2 protein-coding genes are annotated in these 1,600 nt (G+C 48.4%); both read right to left on the bottom strand.

Annotated features, from left to right (window positions below; genetic code table 11):
- On the bottom strand, positions 1 to 821 hold an 821-nt coding region (locus ACFSB2_RS23575; protein WP_377945559.1), incomplete at its 3' end, for a transposase.
- A gap of 447 nt (positions 822 to 1,268) precedes the next feature.
- Positions 1,269 to 1,600 (bottom strand): transposase (locus tag ACFSB2_RS23570; protein WP_377945558.1); only part of this gene is annotated, 332 nt, incomplete at its 5' end.

Raw genomic sequence — 1,600 nt, 5'->3', positions numbered from 1 at the left:
TCACTCTCTGTGATGCAGTGCCAGAGGAGATTTGGCGCTTGCGCCAACTGTGCGAGTCGCTTGGTCCACTTCAGTTTGATGACGTAATCCCGCTGATCTTGCTCTAATATCTGAAACACTTTTTCTCCGGTAAACCCTTTATCCATGCGGACGGCACGAATGTTGACGCCATCCGGCAACTGGTCTTTCATCGCCTTGTAGAAATCCGCAAATCCATCTGATGTATGGGCGTCACCAGAGCGCAACTCATCATAGAGACAACAACCAGTGAGTGAATCAAACGCCAGCAAGGGATGGAAACTCGCTCGTCCGTGATGGTGTGGATTATATCCAACAGCGGACTGTTGCTGCGCGCCATAAACAGTCTCTACAGAGGAGTCGATATCGACCACGATGCCTTGTCCTTTGGGGAGAAGTGACCTTAGGATTTGTCTATGCGCCGAACGTATCGCTTTGATGCCAGCGTCGGAACCGAGCCGCTTCAGATCCTTATACAACAGAGTCGTATCAGGCAGTTTCGGCACGTCCAACTTCAGCTTCAACAGGGGATCTTGTTCGATGTCCTCAAAGTGGAAAATCCGTTCCTGACCCAGCAAGGAACCGAAAATGACGGTCAGAGCAATATCGTCCATGTGGAACTGGGTGTTTCTGCCCTTGCGTAATCCATGTACCCAAAACTCCCTGTCAATACCCGTTCCCAAAACGAAATCTATGAGACCACTTGCACCGCCAAAGGAGGTGGCGGCATTCAAATCGTAGCGAGTATGGATTGTAGAGCTTTTACGAGCAAACTGACTTCGTGTATGATTATATTGTTTCACCCAAAAGGTGCTCCTTCCTAGCGAAGATGTGGTTCTCGACAAACTCATCTTAGCCATACGGGGAGCACCTTTTCAATTATTCACACCAGTTCATGAGGACACAATCGTCGAAATCCGGGATTACCTCTGAAGGAAGGCGATTTAAACAGGTGGAAAAATAAGTATAGATACAGTGACAACAGACATGCCCTCGATGATTTATATGAACTACTGAAGATCGACGTGGACCCAATGATGCCGTTGTTTGGCTAGGGAGGAATACAACAAAAATAATCCCGGATTTCGACGATTAGGTGATTGAGGTCATTGATCGGGGCGTGTTTTCAAGTATTTGGTGGGTTTGTTAGCGAACACGGCGAAATCATGGTACGGAACTAGAGCAATGGACACAATTCCCCCCTCCCCAAGCCAGGCTATGAACTCCACTTTTTCAATTGGAAGAAAAATCTACGTGGCGGCATGAAGCATGATCAACGACCGATGCTTGGCATACACGGGAAGACGAATGCTCCACTGGCGTGCATGACGCACTAGAATCCCAGGTAGATGGAATAGTCTTCGTCTGAGCCGTCCGGCGGTCCACTGTCGCACTCCTGGTTGAAGCGCGACGTGCTTGTACAGCAGGAGTAGATTATACGCAAGTAGCTTTAGACCTTGCAGCGCTTTGTTGGCATTGAAATTCTGGCTGGAGAATCGGTCAATGGCAAATCCATATTTGGCTTCCTTGATGTGATTCTCAGCGTTACCACGAAAGTTATAGAAGTGCCATACATCCTCGC

It is taken from the genome of Alicyclobacillus fodiniaquatilis (genome assembly GCF_042678105.1).
In the GTDB taxonomy this organism is placed as follows: Bacteria; Bacillota; Bacilli; order Alicyclobacillales; family Alicyclobacillaceae; genus Alicyclobacillus; species Alicyclobacillus fodiniaquatilis.
The sequence above is the reverse complement of the archived record's forward strand: the minus strand, read 5'-3'. Positions and strand labels throughout refer to the sequence as shown.